This is a genomic window from Luteibacter sp. NPDC031894 (assembly GCF_050273135.1).
Taxonomy (GTDB): Bacteria; Pseudomonadota; Gammaproteobacteria; order Xanthomonadales; family Rhodanobacteraceae; genus Luteibacter.
Genome location: NZ_JBNNMV010000002.1, coordinates 163,703 through 178,577, shown reverse-complemented (window position 1 = coordinate 178,577; position 14,875 = coordinate 163,703). Strand labels below are relative to the sequence as shown.

15 protein-coding genes are annotated in these 14,875 nt (G+C 67.2%); 7 read left to right on the top strand and 8 right to left on the bottom strand.

Annotated elements, in window-relative coordinates; genetic code table 11:
• Nucleotides 1–6 precede the first annotated feature (6 nt).
• From ACQKIE_RS06800 to ACQKIE_RS06780, 5 genes are read left to right on the top strand one after another with little or no spacing between them, the layout of a single operon-like run.
• Entirely contained in the window at nt 7–408 is a 402-nt protein-coding gene (locus ACQKIE_RS06800; protein WP_427457153.1) for a hypothetical protein, read from the top strand.
• Nucleotides 405–605, top strand: coding sequence for a helix-turn-helix transcriptional regulator (locus tag ACQKIE_RS06795; RefSeq protein ID WP_427457151.1), 201 nt, complete (start codon nt 405–407; stop codon nt 603–605). Before ACQKIE_RS06800 ends, ACQKIE_RS06795 begins: the two co-directional genes overlap by 4 nt.
• Nucleotides 602–2,161 carry an alpha/beta hydrolase gene (locus ACQKIE_RS06790; protein WP_427457149.1) on the top strand — a complete coding sequence of 520 codons (1,560 nt, stop codon included), beginning with the start codon at nt 602–604 and terminating at the stop codon, nt 2,159–2,161. Before ACQKIE_RS06795 ends, ACQKIE_RS06790 begins: the two co-directional genes overlap by 4 nt.
• Nucleotides 2,158–2,892 carry an ATP-binding cassette domain-containing protein gene (locus ACQKIE_RS06785; protein ID WP_427457147.1) on the top strand — a complete coding sequence of 245 codons (735 nt, stop codon included), beginning with the start codon at nt 2,158–2,160 and terminating at the stop codon, nt 2,890–2,892. Before ACQKIE_RS06790 ends, ACQKIE_RS06785 begins: the two co-directional genes overlap by 4 nt.
• Nucleotides 2,889–4,064 (top strand): ABC transporter permease, encoded by a 1,176-nt coding sequence (locus ACQKIE_RS06780; protein WP_427457145.1) that lies wholly within the window; start codon nt 2,889–2,891, stop codon nt 4,062–4,064. Before ACQKIE_RS06785 ends, ACQKIE_RS06780 begins: the two co-directional genes overlap by 4 nt.
• Before the next feature lie 5 nt (nt 4,065–4,069).
• Here the strand turns inward: ACQKIE_RS06780 and ACQKIE_RS06775 are convergent, their stop codons facing one another.
• On the bottom strand, nt 4,070–6,181 hold the full coding sequence (locus ACQKIE_RS06775; protein ID WP_427457143.1) for a TonB-dependent receptor family protein: 2,112 nt from the start codon (nt 6,179–6,181) through the stop codon (nt 4,070–4,072).
• A gap of 163 nt (nt 6,182–6,344) precedes the next feature.
• On the opposite strand from ACQKIE_RS06775, the gene ACQKIE_RS06770 reads away from it, so the two are divergent.
• Both ACQKIE_RS06770 and ACQKIE_RS06765 read left to right on the top strand, forming a co-directional pair.
• On the top strand, nt 6,345–7,199 hold the full coding sequence (locus tag ACQKIE_RS06770; RefSeq protein ID WP_427457140.1) for a class I SAM-dependent methyltransferase: 855 nt from the start codon (nt 6,345–6,347) through the stop codon (nt 7,197–7,199).
• Nucleotides 7,200–7,218: 19 nt separating this feature from the next.
• A complete protein-coding gene (locus ACQKIE_RS06765; RefSeq protein ID WP_427458401.1) occupies nt 7,219–7,773 on the top strand; it encodes a pseudouridine synthase in 555 nt (184 codons plus the stop codon).
• A gap of 100 nt (nt 7,774–7,873) precedes the next feature.
• On the opposite strand, the gene dgoD is transcribed toward ACQKIE_RS06765, so the two are convergent.
• Genes dgoD through ACQKIE_RS06730 form a run of 7 tightly spaced genes read right to left on the bottom strand, consistent with a single transcriptional unit; the run spans nt 7,874 to nt 14,855 of the window.
• The gene (gene dgoD / locus ACQKIE_RS06760) at nt 7,874–9,025 is read right to left on the bottom strand and encodes a galactonate dehydratase (protein ID WP_427457138.1); all 1,152 of its coding nucleotides are present in this window, start codon (nt 9,023–9,025) and stop codon (nt 7,874–7,876) included.
• Between the two features lie 2 nt (nt 9,026–9,027).
• Nucleotides 9,028–9,639, bottom strand: a complete 612-nt coding sequence (locus ACQKIE_RS06755) for a 2-dehydro-3-deoxy-6-phosphogalactonate aldolase (protein ID WP_427457136.1) — start codon at nt 9,637–9,639, stop codon at nt 9,028–9,030.
• A 5-nt stretch (nt 9,640–9,644) separates the two neighbouring features.
• A complete protein-coding gene (locus ACQKIE_RS06750) occupies nt 9,645–10,448 on the bottom strand; it encodes an SDR family oxidoreductase (protein WP_427457134.1) in 804 nt (267 codons plus the stop codon).
• Nucleotides 10,445–11,338: an SMP-30/gluconolactonase/LRE family protein gene (locus ACQKIE_RS06745; protein ID WP_427457132.1), complete on the bottom strand. Its 894-nt coding sequence runs from the start codon at nt 11,336–11,338 to the stop codon at nt 10,445–10,447. Before ACQKIE_RS06745 ends, ACQKIE_RS06750 begins: the two co-directional genes overlap by 4 nt.
• On the bottom strand, nt 11,338–12,339 hold the full coding sequence (gene araH / locus ACQKIE_RS06740) for an L-arabinose ABC transporter permease AraH (protein ID WP_427457130.1): 1,002 nt from the start codon (nt 12,337–12,339) through the stop codon (nt 11,338–11,340). The genes ACQKIE_RS06745 and araH overlap by 1 nt, the downstream gene beginning before the upstream one ends.
• A 3-nt stretch (nt 12,340–12,342) precedes the next feature.
• The gene (gene araG, locus ACQKIE_RS06735; protein WP_427458399.1) at nt 12,343–13,869 is read right to left on the bottom strand and encodes an L-arabinose ABC transporter ATP-binding protein AraG; all 1,527 of its coding nucleotides are present in this window, start codon (nt 13,867–13,869) and stop codon (nt 12,343–12,345) included.
• Nucleotides 13,870–13,871: 2 nt separating this feature from the next.
• Nucleotides 13,872–14,855, bottom strand: a complete 984-nt coding sequence (locus tag ACQKIE_RS06730; protein ID WP_427457128.1) for an arabinose ABC transporter substrate-binding protein — start codon at nt 14,853–14,855, stop codon at nt 13,872–13,874.
• Nucleotides 14,856–14,875 lie beyond the last annotated feature (20 nt).

Here is a 14,875-nt window from a genome sequence, read left to right as displayed (position 1 = left end):
GGAGCCATGCGAGCCGTACATAAGCGTTACCTGCGTGAGTTGTTTCCGGCGATGGTCGCCTATGTACTGCTGCTCTTCCTGTCGGTGAGTTGGCTGCGGACACTGCAAGGCGATCTGGCGCGCACGCTCGTCACCCTTCTTCCCGTCCTGCCGATCGCCTACGTCATCCGCGCGATGGTGCGGGTGATCCGCGACCAGGACGAGTTCGAACGCCGCATCGACCTGGAGGCCATCGCGATCGCTGGCGCCATCGGCGGCTTCGGCTTCTTCACCTACGGCATGCTGCTCAACGCGAAGGTGATCCCGGCAACCACCGCCGAATCGGTGGCGATCTGGGTGCTGCCGGTGCTGCTGGGATGCTTCGGCGTGGTGAAGTGCGCCGTTCGGCTGTACTACCGCGCGCGATGAACAACCGCGTCCGTGAACTCCGCACCTTGCTGGGCTGGTCGCAGGCTGAGCTCGGCGAGAAGCTCGACGTATCGCGGCAGACCGTGAATGCCATCGAGACCGGCAAATACGACCCGAGCCTGCCGCTCGCGTTCAAGATCGCGGCGCTTTTCGAAACGTCCATCGAAACCATCTTCACCCCGGGGGAGCAGGAATGAAACGACCGCCACGGATCGCCGTCATCGTCGTCATCGTGGCCGCCGCCTTGAGCGGCCGGCAGTGGATGCGCCACGGCGGCGCCGAGTCCAGCCCCGCAGCGCAGCCGCTGGCGGCGACGAAGCCGGCGCCTCCACGTACCTGGCACCTCGGCTCGCTGGAACTGAAACCCTGCGAGTTGCCGCAGCCGCATTCGGGCCTGTCCACGGCGGCGTGGTGCACACCGTTCGACGTGCCGGAGGATCGCGCGCACCCGGAAGGCAGGAAGATCTCGCTGCGCCTCGCCATCGTTCGCAGCAGCGCCCAGGTACCGGCGCCGGACATGGTCGCCTTCATCGCCGGCGGCCCGGGCCAATCCGCGGCGGAAAGCTATCCGGCGATCGCTCCCGCGCTCGCACCGCTGCTCGCCCATCGCAACCTGCTCCTGCTCGACCAGCGCGGCACCGGTGGATCGCATCCGCTGAGTTGTCGCGATGACGAACCGGGCGCGCCGGGAGGTGTGGAAGACGAAGGCGGGTTCGACGCCGAGGCCGTGCGCAAGGAAACGCGCGGCTGCCTCGAGCGGCTCTCGAAGGACGCGGACGTGCGCTTCTACACGACCACCGATGCCGTGGCGGACCTCGAGGACGTGCGCCGTGCCCTGGGTTCGCCGCAGTTCGACCTGCTCGGTGTCTCCTACGGCACGCGCGTGGCCCAGCACTACGCGATGCGCCATCCGGACGGCCTGCGCACGCTCATCCTCGACGGTATCGCGCCGAACAGCCTCGTGCTCGGCGAGGATTTCGCGGTGAACCTCGATGCCGCGCTCAAGGCGCAGTTCGCGCGCTGCCATGCAGACGAGGCCTGCCGGGCACGCTTCAGCGACCCGTACCAGACGCTCTACCAGTTGCGCGACGCACTGCGCGCCAACCCGCACAAGGTGAGCTTCCGCGACCCGCAAGACTACGCCTCGGTGCAACGCGTGCTCAGCGAGTACTCGCTGGCCACGGTGGTGCGCATGTTCGCCTACTCACCGGAAACCGCCGCGCTACTCCCGCTGTCCATCGATGCCGCGGCCCACGGCGACGTCGGCCCCCTGCTCGGCCAGGCCAAGCTCCTTACGGGCGATCTGGGCGACACGATGGACGGTGGCATGCAGTACTCGGTGATCTGTTCCGAGGATGCCGACCTGTTGCGGTCGCGTCCGGAAGACAAGGACACGATCCTCGGCGACACCATGATCGAGGCCTTTCGCGCCGCGTGTTCGGTCTGGCCGCACGGTGCACGCCCGGCGGATTTCCACTCGCCGCTGAAGAGCGACGTACCCGCCCTGCTGATGTCGGGGGAGTTCGACCCGGTTACGCCGCCTCGTTACGGCGACGAGGTGCTCAAGGGCCTTCCCAACGGCCGGCACCTCGTCCTGAAGGGGCAGGGCCACAACGTGGTGGCGCGCGGCTGCATGCCGCGGCTGCTGGACCGTTTCATCGACAAGGCCGATGCGAAGGGCCTGGATGCGGGTTGCCTGGACCGTCTGGCGCCGCTGCCTGTCTTCGTCGGTTTCAACGGAGCGACCCCATGATCGAGGTCAAGGATCTGCACAAGGCCTTCGGCGACGTGCGTGCCGTCAACGGCGTGAGCTTCACCGCGCGGGATGGTGAAATCACCGGCCTGCTCGGGCCGAACGGCGCCGGCAAGACCACGACGCTGCGCATGCTCTACACCTTGATGACACCGGACGCGGGACAGGTGCTGGTGGACGGCGTGGACGCCGCGGCGGACCCGCTCGCGGTACGCCGCCAGCTCGGCGTGCTGCCCGACGCGCGCGGCCTCTACAAGCGACTGACCGCCGCCGAGAACATCGACTACTTCGGCGGACTTCACGGGGTGCCCGCGAACCTGCTGCGCGAACGCCGGGAAGCGCTCATCGACGCGCTCGAGATGCGTGACATCGCGGGCCGGCGCACCGAGGGCTTCTCGCAAGGCCAGCGAGTGAAGACGGCGATCGCACGCGCGCTGGTGCATGACCCACGCAACGTGTTGCTCGACGAACCCACCAATGGACTCGACGTCATGGCCACGCGGGCCATGCGCCGGTTCATGCGCCAGTTGAAGGACGAGGGGCGCTGCGTGCTGTTTTCCAGCCACATCATGCAGGAGGTCGCGGCGCTCTGCGATCGCATCGTGGTGATCGCCCACGGGCGCGTCGTCGCCGACGAGACGCCCGCGGCGCTTCTGGCGCAGACGGGCGAAACGAGTCTCGAGGATGCGTTCGTGAAAATCATCGGAACCGACGAGGGCCTCGCCGCATGAGCGCGTTCAGCACCGTTTACTGGAAAGAAGTGCGCGAGAACCTCCGCGATCGCCGCACGCTGATCAACGCGTTGATCACCGGCCCGCTGCTGGGCCCGGTGATGTTCATCATGTTGATGAACGTGATGATCAACCAGCAACTGGCGAAGTCGGACCGGCCGCTGTCGGTGCCGGTCATCGGCGCCGAACTGGCCCCTAACCTCGTCAAGGCGTTGAAAGGCGCAGGCATCGATGCCGCACCGGCCTTGGCCGACCCCGAAACGGCGGTACGCGAGCAACGCGCCGATGTGGTCGTGCGCATCTCGCCGGAGTACGCGCAGGCCTGGAGCAAGGGCCAGGCCGTGCAGGTCGAAGTGATCTACGACTCGTCGCGACGCGACGCGTCCACGCCGGTGGCGCGGGTGCGCAATGTCGTCGAAAGCTACGGCAAGCGCGAAGGCGCCATGCGACTCATCGCACGCGGCCTGTCGCCGACCACCGCATGGCCGGTACAGGTGGCCGAGCGCGACCAGGCGACGTCGCAGTCGCGCTCCGCGCTGATGTTCTCGTTCCTGCCGTATTTCTTCGTGCTCACCGTTTTTCTCGGCGGCATGTACCTGGCCATCGACCTCACGGCGGGCGAGCGCGAGCGGCAGTCGCTGGAACCCTTGTTCGTGAACCCGGTGTCGCGCTGGAAGATCCTCGCGGGAAAGCTCGGTGCCATCTGCACCTTCTCCGTGGTGAGCCTCCTGCTCAGCGTCGCGGCCTTCGCCACGGCCCCGTGGTTCATTCCCACCGACAAGCTCGGGATCGCGCTGGACCTCGGCCTGCGTTTCGGTGCGCAGGTGGTGCTGTTGATGCTGCCCCTGATCCTCTTGCTGGCGGCCTTGCAGTCCCTGGTGTCGGCGTTCGCGAAGAGCTATCGCGAGGCGCAGACGTACCTGTCGATCCTCATGATCGTTCCCGTGTTGCCGAGCGCGCTGCTGTCGGTGATTCCGGTGCGCGCGGAGCCATGGATGTACGCGGTGCCGCTGCTGGGCCAGAACCTGGGCATCGTGCAGTTGCTGCGCGGCGACGGCGTGCCGGGATGGCAGATGGGCCTGTGCCTCGCGGGCGGCTTCGTGGCGGCGATACTGGCGGTATGGGCCACCGCGTGGATGTACCGTTCCGAGCGCCTGGCCATCTCGGGCTAAGAGCCTCAGCGCCAGCGCACGTCGACACCCACCAGGAAGCTCCTTCCCGGCGCCGGCTCGTAATACCGCCCGTTTCCGTCATTGACGATCACCGACCCCACGACGTGCCGGTCGGCAAGATTGTCCACTCGTGCGAACGTGTTCACGCGCCACGGCCCTTCCTCGAAGACGTACCCGCCCGACAGGCCGAACAACGCATACCCCGGCGCCGACTCCGTGCCTAAGTCGTTGACCGACGTCGCGCCCATGGCGCTCATGTCGAAACCGGCCTGCCAGCCGCGCGTGCCGCCATAGTTCAGCGCCGCATATCCAAAGGAGCGCGGCACGCCAGGAATGCGGGTGCCCGCCGACACCGGCGTATCCGACGCCGGGCATCCGGCCGACGCGCAGGTGAGGAACGGCGTGCGGAAGCTGGCCTGGAGGTGCGTGTACGACGCGACGAAGCGCAGGTTCGTCGCCAGGTCGGCCTTGAACGACGCCTCGATACCTTGCCGTCGCGAGCGCGCGATGTTCTGGTAGGTCGTGCGGCCCCCGAGGTTCGTCGCCACGGCCAGCTCGTCGTCGCTGTCCGCGCGGAAGACGGCAACGTTCGCCTCGATGCCATCGGACGGGCGCAATTTGAAACCGAGTTCCGCGTTGTGCGAGTGCGACGGCTTCAGGTCGAAGGCGAGCCCGGCTCCGCGGTCGGCGCGGTAGCCCAGCTCCGAGAACGTGGGCGTTTCGAAGCCGCGCCCCCAGTTCGCGTACACGTGCATCCACGTCGCGGCGCGCCAGAGGATGCCGAACACCGGCGTCGTCGCGGCGTACTTCACCGTGCCGCTGTCGTCCGGGTTGCCGGCGGCGATGTAGCGGTCGGTGGAACGGAAACGGACTTCGCTATGCCGTGCGCCGCCCATCAGGGTCCAGTCGTCGGCGACACGCCAGGTGGCTTGCGCGTACTGGTCGAAGTCGAAGACCCGGTCGACCTCGTCGCGGCGCTTCGCACCGCGCACGCCCAGCGCATCGCCGACGAAGTTCTCGTAGCCTTGGCGATGCTGTTCCTGGTTATCGTAGGCCACGCCGGCAGCCAGTTCGAACGGTCGACCCGCGAGCGTGTTCCGCCAGGTCCAGCGCGCGTCGCCGCCGCCGTATTCGTTGTCCAGGTCCACCACGCCGCCCGAATTGCCTGGCTGCGACACCTGGGTGGCGACAGGGATGGAGAGGTACTGCGTCACGCCGCGCTGGCCGTAATAGCCCATGATGCGGAGGCTGTTGGCGTCGTCGATGCGCTGGTCGTAGATGAGGCCCGCCTGTTGCTGGTCCGCCGACTTACGCGTGTCGAACGTCTCCGCCGCGGCGGCCACCTGGCGCGGATTCGCCTTGTATTGCGCTCGCGTCAACCCGAGCGGATCCTGCGCGTCGGGTACGTCCAGCGTGTTCACCACCAGGGTGAGCTTCGCGTCGTCGTTGAGTTTCCAGCCGATCTTCGCGTTGCCGGACTCGCGGCGCGCGGCACTGTGGTCGCGGTAACCGCTGGTGCGGAAGTGCGTGAAGTCGACGTTGTAGTCGACGGGCCCATCCACGCCCCGCGCGTTGACCGAACTGCGGACGTTGCCGTTGCTGCCGGCCGCCACGCCGAAGCGAAGCTCGGCGGGATCGGTGCCGTCGGCGGTGAACAACTGCACCACGCCACCCGATGCGTTGCCGTAGAGGGCTGAGAAGGGTCCACGAAGCACTTCGACCCGATCGGCGGAATCGAGGTTGAAGTGCGACACCTGGCCCTGGCCGTCCGGCATGCTCGCGGGGATGCCGTCGGTGTAGAGCCGCACGCCGCGGATGCCGAAGGTCGAACGCGCCCCGAAACCCCGTATCGACACCTGCGCATCCTGCGCGTAGTTCTGCCGGTCGCGCGCCACGATGCCCGGGATGGCCTGCACCCGCTCGGACAGGTTCACGTCGAACGAGCCGTCGGGTGGTGTCGTCGCCACGTCGATCGCGGCGGGGACATCGTAAGGCGTCTGCGCGGTGCGCGTCGCGGTCACGACCACGGGCGCGAGCTGCGCCTCCTGGGCCGTGGCCACACTGCACAACGCGAGCAGGATGCCGCCCGCCAAGGGACGGAAGTGGGGCAAGGACATGTGCGGGGTTCCCTGGGGTGGGGCGGTCATGATGCGGAACGGAGTGTATTCGTTACCTCAAGGTCACCCTACCCACTTTGGGGTAGGAGGCCGCCCGTGTCCGGAGGAGGTCCTCCGCCGTGCTAGCCTTCCCGCCCACATCCCCAACGAAAGCGGTGCCGCCATGAAGAAGTTCACGAAGAAGTTCATCATCGCCAATGCGGTCGCCCTCGCCGCGTCCTTCGCCGTCCAGGCCTTCCAGGTCGACCAGCCCGCCCAGGCGACGCCGCCGGCCAGCGCCGGCCAGGTAGCTACGGCCCAGTTGCAGAAGGCCGTCGACGGCAGCTGGCGCTCGCCTGCGAACAAGGCTCGCGATGCGTACCGCCATCCGGCCGAGACGTTGACATTCTTCGGCATTCGTCCGGACATGACCGTGATCGAGATCTGGCCGTCGGGCGGCTGGTTCACGGAAATTCTTGCGCCGTACCTCAACGAGAACGGGCACTACATCGCTGCCGTGCCCCCGGGCTCGAAGAGCGCCGTGGCCCTGAAGAAGAAGTTCGGCTTCGACAAGGCGCATTACGGCCATGCCGGGTTCGTCGAGTTCGACGACAAGAAGCCGAACCTCGGTGCCCCCGGCTCGGCCGACATGGTCCTGACCTTCCGCAACGTGCATAACTGGGCGGCCGACGGCAATGCGGACGCCATGTTCAAGGCGTTCTACACGGTGCTGAAGCCCGGCGGCGTGCTCGGCGTGGAAGACCATCGCGCCGACAAGGGCAAGAAGCTGGATGAGGTCGTCAACAGCGGTTACCTGCCGACGGACTATGTCATCAAGCTGGCCACCGATGCCGGCTTCAAGCTCGATGGGCAGAGCGAGGTCAACGCCAACCCGAAGGACAACCACGACCATCCCAAGGGCGTGTGGACCCTGCCGCCGACGCTCGAGCTGAAGGACCAGGACAAGGCGAAGTACATGGCGATCGGCGAATCCGACCGCATGACCCTGCGCTTCGTGAAACCCGCCACGGCGAAGTAATGTCTGGAAGATGCCCCAGGTGCTGGTCGCACTGAACAAACCCTTCGGCGTGCTCTGCCAGTTCACCGCCGAGGACGGCCGGCCCACGCTGGCCGACTTCGTGCCGCAGAAAGGCGTTTACGCGGCGGGGCGTCTGGACCAGGACAGCGAGGGACTGTTGCTGCTCACCGACGACGGCCGGTTGCAGCACCGCCTCGCCGATCCGAAGCACAAGCAGCCGAAGACATATGTGGTGCAGGTCGAGGGGATGCCGTCGCAGGATGCCCTCGAGCGCCTGCGCCGCGGCGTGTTGCTGAAGGACGGGCCGACCTTGCCGGCCGAGGTCACGGCGATCGACGCGCCCGATTGGCTCTGGCCGCGCGATCCGCCCGTGCGCTTTCGCAAGACGGTGCCGGATGCCTGGTTGCGTATCGTCCTGAGGGAAGGCCGGAACCGGCAGGTGCGCCGCATGACCGCTGCCGTGGGCTTGCCCACCTTGCGATTGATTCGCGAGGCGGTCGGTGGTTATCGGCTCGACGGACTGGCGCCGGGCGAAGTGCGGGTCATCGATTCCGCCAAGACCCTCGGTTTGTAGGAGCCGCTACAGCGGCGAGAAACCAACAGCGCATTGAAGCGGCCGGCCACTTGCCCTCGCCGCTGTAGCGGCTCCTACAGGTGTGCGGGGATCCAGCGCGCTACCACTCAGCGACCGAGCCATCCGGGTGCCGCCACAGCGGGTTCCGCCAGTCGGCGACCTCGCGGCTGCGCTCGATCACCAGTTCCTCGTTCACGTCGATGCCAAGGCCCGGGCCGGTGAAGGGCTTCGCATAGCCGCCATCATCCAGCGCGAGCGCCTCCTTGTTCAGCACGTAATCGAGCACCTCGCCACCACGGTTGTAGTGGATGCCGATGCTCTGCTCCTGCAGCGTCGCGTTCCAGCTGACGAAGTCCACATGGAGGCAGGACGCCAGCGCGATGGGTCCGAGCGGGCAGTGCGGCGCGAAGGCCACGTCGTACGCCTCGGCCATCGCGGCGAGCTTCACGCATTCGGTGATGCCGCCCGCGTGCGAGAGGTCCGGCTGGATGATGGCGATGCCGCCGCGCTCCAGCACGTGCTTGAATTCGAAGCGCGAATACATGCGCTCGCCGGCCGCCAGTGGAATGGACGTCTGCGCCGCGATGCGCGGGTAATACTCCGCCTGTTCCGCCAGCACCGGTTCCTCGATGAAGAGCGGCCGGTACGGTTCCAGTTCCTTCACCAGCACCTTGGCCATCGGTGCCGACACGCGGCCATGGAAATCCAGGCCGAACTCGATCGTGTTGCCGAACGCCTCGCGGATTTCCGCAATGCGCGCCACCGCATCGTCCACGGCCTTGCTCGAGCCGATCATGCCCATCTCCTCGCACCCGTTCATCTTGAACGTGTCGAAGCCGTGGGCCAGGCGCTCGCGGATCTGCGCGATGATGTCGGCGGGACGGTCACCGCCCACCCAGCAATAGGTCTTCATGCGGTCGCGCACGCGGCCCCCGAGCAGCTCGAAGACGGGTGCGCCGAGCACTTTCCCCTTGATGTCCCACAGCGCCTGGTCGATACCGGCGATGGCGCTCATGAAGATGGCGCCGCCGCGATAGAAGCCGCCGCGGTACATCACCTGCCAGAGATCGTTGATGCGCGAGGGATCCTTCCCGACGAGGTACTCCGACAACTCGTGCACCGCGGCTTCCACCGTGCGGGCCCGCCCCTCGACCACGGGCTCGCCCCAGCCGACGACGCCTTCGTCGGTCTCCATCTTGAGGAACATCCAGCGGGGCGGGACGCGATAGGTGGTGATGCGGGTGATCTTCATGCTTATACCGAGCGATAGGCTTTGACGAAGGCCTGCGCGCGTTCACGCGTGCGCGAGACGGGCTGACCCGCTTTATACAGGTCTCCGCCCAACCCCGCACCGATGCAGCCGGCATCGAGGAACTGGCCGATGTTCTCCGGCGTGACGCCACCGACCGCGAGGAGGGGTACATCCGGCGGCAGGACCGCCCGGATCGACTTCACATAGCCGGGCCCCCACTGCGATGCCGGGAAGAGCTTCAAGGACTGCGCGCCGGCGGCGAGCGCCGCGAAAGCCTCGCTCGGCGTCGTGAAGCCGATGGAGGTGTACATGCCGCGATCGCGGCCGCGGCGGATGACCGCCGGGTCCGTGTTCGGCGTGACCAGCAGGTGCCCGCCCAGGTCGGCCACGGCGTCCACGGCATCCGGCGTGAGGACGGTACCGGCGCCGACGAGGGCACGGTCGCCTGCGGCCTCCAGCGCGAGCGGGATGCTGCGCTGCCAGTCGGGCGAGTTGAGTGGCACCTCGATGGCGTCGAAGCCCGCCTCGAGCAGCACCTCGACATGGGCGACGACCTCGTCCGGCGTGATGCCACGGAGGATGGCGATGAGGGGAAGGGCGGTAGGCCAGGCCATGGAGGTCACTCGTGGTAGAGCTGGGAGCGGCCGCCGTCGATGCGGATGTCGGCGGCGTTGATGTAGCGGGCTTCGTCGGACGCGAGGAACAGCGCGGTATACGCGATTTCCTCGGGCTCGCCGATGCGCTTATTCGGCAGGATCTCGGTCTGCTTGCGGCGCTCGGCCTCGGGATCCGGTGCGGCCGCGAAGCCCGCCTCGGCGATCGCCGTGAGCACGAGGCCCGGTGAGATCGAGTTCACCCGGACGCCACGCGCCGCGTATTCGATGCCGAGTGCCTTGGTGAGGCCGATCAGGCCATGCTTCGCCACCGGATAAGGGAAGCAGTGCGGGATGATCTTGTGGCCGTGCACCGAGGCGATGTTGACGATGCTGCCCCGGCCGAGTTCCAGCATGCCGGGCAGTACCGCCTTCGCGCAATTCCACGCGCCCTTGAGGTCGACTTCGAAGCAGCGCGACCATTCGTCGTCGCTCAGTGACAGCGGATCGTTGAAGACGTTGATGCCGGCGTTGTTCACCAGCACGTCCGGCGCGCCGAAGCGCTCCGTGGCGGCAGCGACCATGCGTTGCACGGCATCCGGATGCGTCACGTCGGCCTCGAACAGCATGGCGTCCTCGGTGTCGAGCCCGGTAAGGGTCTCGCGCGCCTGCGCGTTGTCCTCGAGCACGTTGAGGACGATCTTCGCCCCGTGTGCGGCGAACAGGCGTGCCGTAGCCGCGCCGATGCCCTGGGTGGCGCCGGTGACGATGGCGACCTTGCCGGCAAGGCGCGGGAGGGGCGTGGTACGTGGATCGGGACGGGCGCTCATGCCTTCACTCCATGACCGTAACGCGCCTCGGGCAAGCCGCGGCCGCGCGGCGGCGTGCCGATGAAGATGGCGCCGTTGCAGGGTTCGCTCTCGAGGATCTTCGGGTCGATGCCCTTGGACGCGGAGGTGACGACCATGCGGTCGAGCGCGGGACCGGCGAAGCTCACGCAGCTGGGTTGGCGCGCGGGCAGGGTGACGACGGTATCGACGCGGCCATCCGGCGCGTAGCGCACCGCGCGCGATCCGCCCCACTCGGTATTCCAGAGGAAGCCGTCCGCGTCCACGGTGGACCCGTCGGGCTCGACGCCTTCCCCGACTTCCGCGAACACGCGGATGCGATCCACGTCGCCGCTGGCGGCATCGTAGTCGCAGGCCATGATCTGCCGCGTCGGCGAATCGGTGAAGTACATCGTGCCGCCGTCCGGGCTGAAGCAGATGCTGTTGGTGATCGCGGCCTTCGGCAGGGCCAGTCGGCCCAGCTTTCCGTCATGCGTATAGCGCCAGAAGGAAGCGGTCTTCTCCGGCCCGCGCTCGTTGAGCGTGCCAAAGACGAAGTTACCGCCGCGGTCGCAGCGCCCGTCGTTGGCGCGCATGCCCGTGAGGTCCGGCTCGATGTCATCGAGGACGTGCAACGTCCCGTCGCGCGTGTCGTACCGGGCCAGCTGTTTCTCCAGCGCCAGCAGCAACACGCCCGGCACGTGGGTGAGGGCGAAGCAGCAGAGGCGGGCCGGAAGCGTCGCTTCGGACACCGCACCCGTGATGGGATCGTAAGCGTACAAGTGCGAGGTGGCGATGTCGGTCCAGCGGACCAGGCTCGCCAGGTCGTCCCAGATCACGCCTTCGGCGTGGGCCTGGCGCTGCGGCGAGATCGGCGTGAAATTTTCGGTCATCAGCGGGACTGCCTGCGGTTCTTGAGCTGGTCCACGAGCACGGCGATCAGCAGGATCGCGCCGCGCACGAGGTATTGGTAGAAGGCGTCGATGTTCATGAGGCTCATCGCATTCTGCACGGTCCCCATGATGAGGACGCCAACGAGCACGCCGCTGATCGTCGCCCGCCCGCCCATGAGCGACACGCCGCCGAGGACGCAGGCGGAGATCACGTTCAGCTCGAAGCCCTCGCCCGCGTTGGGCTGGCCGCTGGTCATGCGCGAGGCGAGGATGACGCCGGCGAGCGCGGCGACGAGGCCCTGGATGAGGAAGATGGCGATGCGCACACGGTCCACGGCGACGCCCGCGAGACGGGCGGCGTCCGGGTTGCCGCCGATGGCGAGCGTATTGCGGCCGTAGATGGTCTTGTTGAGCAGCACGCCGAAGACGACGAAGCAGGCCAGGGTGATCCACACGGGCACCGGCAAGCCGAGCACCTGCGAACTGCCGAGGGTGAAGAACGCTTCGCTGCTGACGCCGACCGCCTGGCCGTGCGAGGCGATGAAGGCGAGGCCGCGGACGATCTCCATCGTCGCCAGCGTCGTGATCAGCGCGTTGATCTTCAGCTTGGCGATCACCACGCCGTTCACGAAGCCCACCAGGGCGCCGGCGACGATGGCGGCGGCGATGCCCACCGTGACGCTGCCCGTCGCATTGGCGACGATCGCGCAGAACACGCCGGCGAAGGCCACGGTGGAGCCGACGGAGAGGTCGAAGTCGCGCGATGCGAGGCAGAACATCATGGTGCAGGAGACCATGCCGATCTGCGACACCGACAGGGCCAGGCCCACCACGTTGTCCCACGAGAAGAAGTACTGCACCGTCATGCTGAGCACGGCGAACAGCACGACGAAGATGCCGATCAGGCTGTAGTCGTCGACGAGGTGCCAGAGCAGCGCCCGGCGGCGGTCCTGCGGCGTCTCGCGAGTCGCGGCGATGGCGGCGGCGTTGGACTCGGTCATGGGTCAGGCATTCCTTGGAAGAGAGGTTCCCGCGCCTTCGGGGAGCGCGGCGGCGAGGACGTTCTGCTCATGGGCGGACGCGCGATCGAACTGCGCGGTGATGCGGCCATGGCACATGGTGACGATGCGATCGGACACGCCGAGCACCTCGGGCAGTTCGCTGGAGATCATCACCACGGCGACACCTCGCGAGGCCAGTTCATAGAGGACGTTGTAGATCTCGTTCTTTGCGCCGACGTCGATGCCGCGCGTGGGTTCGTCCACGATCAGCACGCGGAGGTCCTTCTCGGCAAGCCAGCGCGAGAGGACGGCTTTCTGCTGGTTGCCGCCCGAGAGCAGGCGGATTTCCTGTCGGCGGTGCGGCGTGCGGATGCGCAGACGCTCGATATAGCTGTCGGCGGTGCGTGCCTCGACACGGTCGTTCACGAACAGGCCGGCGGTGAGGTGGTTGCGTCGCGCGCTGATGTTGATGTTTTCCGACACCGAGCGCACGCCGATGATGCCTTCCTCCTTGCGGTCCTCGGGACAGAACACGAGGCCGTGGCGGATGGCATCGCGGATGTGCGACGGCTTGAGCGGCTGGCCGTCGACGCGTACCTCGCCGGCGGTGCGGCGGTCAGCGCCGTAAACGACGCGCATGATTTCCGAACGCCCGGCGCCGACGAGACCGAAGAAACCGACGATCTCGCCCGCTCGCACGTCGAAGCTCACGGGGACAGGCATCGCGCGGCCAGTGACGCCCTGCACGGACAGGCGAACCTCGCCCTGCTCGCGCGGGCGATAGCCGAAGATGTCGCTGATTTCGCGCCCGACCATGCGCTGCACGAGCACGTCGCGCGTGACGCCTTCCAAGGTGTCGAAATCGGCCACCTTGCGGCCGTCGCGGAAGATCGTGGCCGCGTCGCAGAGTTCGAAGACCTCGTCCATGCGGTGCGAGATATAGATCATCGCCTTGCCCTGCGCGCGCAGGTCGCGGACGAGACGGAAGAGCACGTCCGTTTCGCGATGCGAGAGCGAGCTCGTCGGCTCGTCGAGGGCGAGGATCTTGGCGTCGCGCAGGATCGCCTTGACGATCTCCACCATCTGTCGCTGGCCGATCGACAGCTGCTTCAGCTTTGCGCGCGGATCGAGGTCCACGCCGAGTGCATCCAGGCGCTCGCGTGTCCAGGCTAGCGCGCGGCGGCGGTCGACGAGGCCGAAGCGGGTGGGCAGGCGGCCGAGCAGCAGGTTCTCCATCACCGAGAGTTCCGGGACGTACTGGAGCTCCTGGTGGATCACGGCGACGCCGGCGTCGATGGCATCGGCGGCCTTGCGGAAGTGCATGACCTGGCCGTCGATGGCGACTTCGCCCTCGTCCGGGATGTATTCGCCGCCGAGGATCTTCATCATCGTCGACTTACCCGCGCCGTTCTCGCCGAGCAGGCCGTGCACGCTCCCCGCGCGCACCTGGAAGCCCACGTCACCGAGCGCGCGCACGCCCGGGAAGGTCTTCCCGATGTGCCGGAACTCGAGACGCGGCGCGCCGGTCATCGTCAAAGCCCCATTTCCTTGCGGATCTCATCCGCGTTGGCGCGCGTGATCAACTTGCCGGTGGTCAGGGTGAGCGGCGGCGGTGCCTTGCCGTTCTTGATCCACTCGTACATGTTCACGGATGTTTCGTAGCCGTGCCGCTTCGGGCTGATGAGCATGCTGCCGAAGAAGCCCGTGGCCTGCGCCTTGGAGAATTCGTTGAGCGCGGACTTGCTGCCGCCGATGCCGACGCCGATGACGTTGTCGGCCGAGAAACCGCGGCCTTCCGCTGCGCGCACGGCGCCCAATACCGCCTCGTCGTTGAGGCCGAAGGCGACCCAGTGCTTGTAGTTCGGGTGCTGGGTGATGGCGATGTTCGCGGCGTTGAACGAGTTCTCGGTGTCCGTCTTCGCCTGGGGCGCGTTGACGATGTTGTCCTTCGGGAAGCCGGCCGAGGTGAGCGCGGCGACGGCGCCTTCGGTGCGTTCGCGCGCCGTGGGTAGCTGGTCGTAGGAGATGCGCAAGGCACCCGTTTCTTCCGGCTTCCAGCCGCGCTGCTTCATCTCGTCCGCGATGGCCTGGCCCACCTGTTCTCCGATCTTCGAGGCCGAGATACCCATGTGCGGCACGGACTCGATCGGCTTGCCGGCGCCGTCGACGAGACGGTCGTCCACCGTCATCAGCTTCAGGCCGTCCGCGTTCGCCTTGGCGACGATGGAGGGGCCGAGCTTCACGTCCGGCGTGCAGATGACGAAGCCCTGCGCGTGCTGCGCCTTCAGGTTGTCGATGGTGGTGAGCACCTGGCCGCCGTCGGGGGCGCCGATCTTCACCAGGGTGAAGCCCTTCTCCTTCGCGGCCTGCTCGGCGTACTTCCATTCGTCCTGGAACCAGGGTTCCTCGGGCTGCTTCACCACGAAGCCGATCTTCACCTGGTCGTTCGAGCCCTGGGAGCAGGCGGAAAGGGCCAAGGCAAGCGCCGTGAGGCCGAGGGCGATCTTCATCTTCATGTGCGGGTCCTCGTGAAACG

What these genes read in the sequence shown, in the direction of transcription:
- ACQKIE_RS06800 (WP_427457153.1), top strand. Translation starts at nt 7, where the DNA reads ATGCGAGCCGTACATAAGCGTTACCTGCGTGAGTTGTTTCCGGCGATG.
- ACQKIE_RS06795 (WP_427457151.1), top strand. Translation starts at nt 405, where the DNA reads ATGAACAACCGCGTCCGTGAACTCCGCACCTTGCTGGGCTGGTCGCAG.
- ACQKIE_RS06790 (WP_427457149.1), top strand. Translation starts at nt 602, where the DNA reads ATGAAACGACCGCCACGGATCGCCGTCATCGTCGTCATCGTGGCCGCC.
- ACQKIE_RS06785 (WP_427457147.1), top strand. Translation starts at nt 2,158, where the DNA reads ATGATCGAGGTCAAGGATCTGCACAAGGCCTTCGGCGACGTGCGTGCC.
- ACQKIE_RS06780 (WP_427457145.1), top strand. Translation starts at nt 2,889, where the DNA reads ATGAGCGCGTTCAGCACCGTTTACTGGAAAGAAGTGCGCGAGAACCTC.
- ACQKIE_RS06775 (WP_427457143.1), bottom strand. Translation starts at nt 6,181, where the DNA reads ATGTCCTTGCCCCACTTCCGTCCCTTGGCGGGCGGCATCCTGCTCGCG.
- ACQKIE_RS06770 (WP_427457140.1), top strand. Translation starts at nt 6,345, where the DNA reads ATGAAGAAGTTCACGAAGAAGTTCATCATCGCCAATGCGGTCGCCCTC.
- dgoD (WP_427457138.1), bottom strand. Translation starts at nt 9,025, where the DNA reads ATGAAGATCACCCGCATCACCACCTATCGCGTCCCGCCCCGCTGGATG.
- ACQKIE_RS06755 (WP_427457136.1), bottom strand. Translation starts at nt 9,639, where the DNA reads ATGGCCTGGCCTACCGCCCTTCCCCTCATCGCCATCCTCCGTGGCATC.
- ACQKIE_RS06750 (WP_427457134.1), bottom strand. Translation starts at nt 10,448, where the DNA reads ATGAGCGCCCGTCCCGATCCACGTACCACGCCCCTCCCGCGCCTTGCC.
- ACQKIE_RS06745 (WP_427457132.1), bottom strand. Translation starts at nt 11,338, where the DNA reads ATGACCGAAAATTTCACGCCGATCTCGCCGCAGCGCCAGGCCCACGCC.
- araH (WP_427457130.1), bottom strand. Translation starts at nt 12,339, where the DNA reads ATGACCGAGTCCAACGCCGCCGCCATCGCCGCGACTCGCGAGACGCCG.
- araG (WP_427458399.1), bottom strand. Translation starts at nt 13,869, where the DNA reads ATGACCGGCGCGCCGCGTCTCGAGTTCCGGCACATCGGGAAGACCTTC.
- ACQKIE_RS06730 (WP_427457128.1), bottom strand. Translation starts at nt 14,855, where the DNA reads ATGAAGATGAAGATCGCCCTCGGCCTCACGGCGCTTGCCTTGGCCCTT.